The 1,562-nt window shown below is 38.3% G+C and carries 2 protein-coding genes; both read left to right on the forward strand.

The features are described 5' to 3' along the window. The coding region (locus tag KDK67_RS14040) for a hypothetical protein (protein ID WP_250869469.1) at nt 1-230 on the forward strand (230 nt) is incomplete at its 5' end. Nucleotides 231-310: 80 nt separating this feature from the next. Further along, nucleotides 311-1,018, forward strand: a complete 708-nt coding sequence (locus KDK67_RS14045) for a hypothetical protein (RefSeq protein WP_250869470.1) — start codon at nt 311-313, stop codon at nt 1,016-1,018. Nucleotides 1,019-1,562 lie beyond the last annotated feature (544 nt).

The raw sequence follows: 1,562 nt of genomic DNA on the forward strand, positions 1-1,562 counted from the left end.
ATTCCATGGCTATCCTGCCAGCTGAAATGATGCTTGGTTCGATAGACGAATCTTACATGGTTGTCATAGGTCCTTATGACTCAGCAACCGGTACCTATGAGCAGGTAGGACACAATGGTGAAACTGGAGTGATCTCTGGTATCCATGTAGGAACAGACATCTTCGATATGGGTCCATACGAGGGATTCTGGGTCTATGTAACCCAGGAAGACATCCTTGCGGGCTTCTAATGGAGGTATGAGACCGAAAGTCGAAAAATATGGGTGAGTTTTTAACTCACCTCTTTTATTTTATATTTAAGGGTGATTATATGATCCAGAAAAGGAGCTTTACAAAATACACAATTATCTTACAGATATTCCTATTATTATTTGCAATGGCAACGATCCCTGTAAGTACTGCTTCTGAAGCTAGTCCATCACTTCCTTTAATTGTAGGAGGAGAAGTTACTATTGATGGAGAAGTAGCACCTGTGGGAACTGAAATTACAGTCAAACTTGGAGAACATGTAGTCGGTACAACTACCGTAGGCTCCGCAGGAGTATATGGCGATTCGCCTACTAACAGGTTGTTAATAACCAGTGAACCCGATGATTACGAAAATCTTAAGTTCTATGTGAATGGTGTCGAAACAGACCTTGTTAACTCCACTACCCTCAAAAATGCAGTCCCGGGAGCCACAGTATCTACAACCATTACATCATCAGCCCCTGTCGTAAGTGAAAAATCAGCTGAGAAATCAGTTGCATCCGGATCACTTGGCGGACCCTCAAGTTTTAGTTCACCTTCATTTGATGATTCAGTGGTCCAGGATAACTCTGGAATCCAGGATAGCCCAGATGAGGTAAATGAATTTGAGAGCATTGCTTTAGCAGGAGATGGAGCTGAAATTGAAACTACAAACGAGAATGTACCATCATCAGAAGCAGAGTCCTCTGCACTTGTTACTGGACTATTCGGATTGATACTGGTTTCATTGGTAGGTGCAATTATCATTGTTAAGCGCAAAAATAAATAAAAATTTCATTTGAAAAAGAAAAGTAAAAAAAATAAAGCTCCATAAAGTAAGGAAGATGATAGCGATTTTCTAAATCATGCTACATCTTCCAAAAACCCGATAGATGGGATCTATGGAAATCCAACAAATCCAGATATTTACCTTGCCAATTATAAGCTTACAGGTGATTTTACTTTTACTTCTTGTATTATCAGACACATGAAGTAGTGAGGGAACCAATTTTTGTTTTGCCTTTTTCTACAGATAGGGCAGATAGTTCAAACCGTTTTTTTGTCAATAATGTAAATTAAGGTTTATGAAATGAGTTTGTTGACTTTTTTGGTTATCCTCGTACATATCCCGAATTGGAAATATCTGTTTTACCATGTAAGGACCATCGGTGTAATCGATAGAAAAGTCATATTTTTGATAAGAGGATTAGTGCATTTTTGGCGTATTCAGTAAATTTTAAGGCATTGGTATTTAAGTAGAGTTTTTATGTTATTAGGACCTATATTTATGCATGAACTGTCCCAGGTGCAAGAGCTCCAATCATAAAAAGAAC

This window comes from Methanococcoides seepicolus, assembly GCF_023684405.1.
In the GTDB taxonomy this organism is placed as follows: Archaea; Halobacteriota; Methanosarcinia; order Methanosarcinales; family Methanosarcinaceae; genus Methanococcoides; species Methanococcoides seepicolus.

Coding starts and splice junctions, on each gene's coding strand:
- KDK67_RS14045 (WP_250869470.1), top strand. CDS start 311: ATGATCCAGAAAAGGAGCTTTACAAAATACACAATTATCTTACAGATA.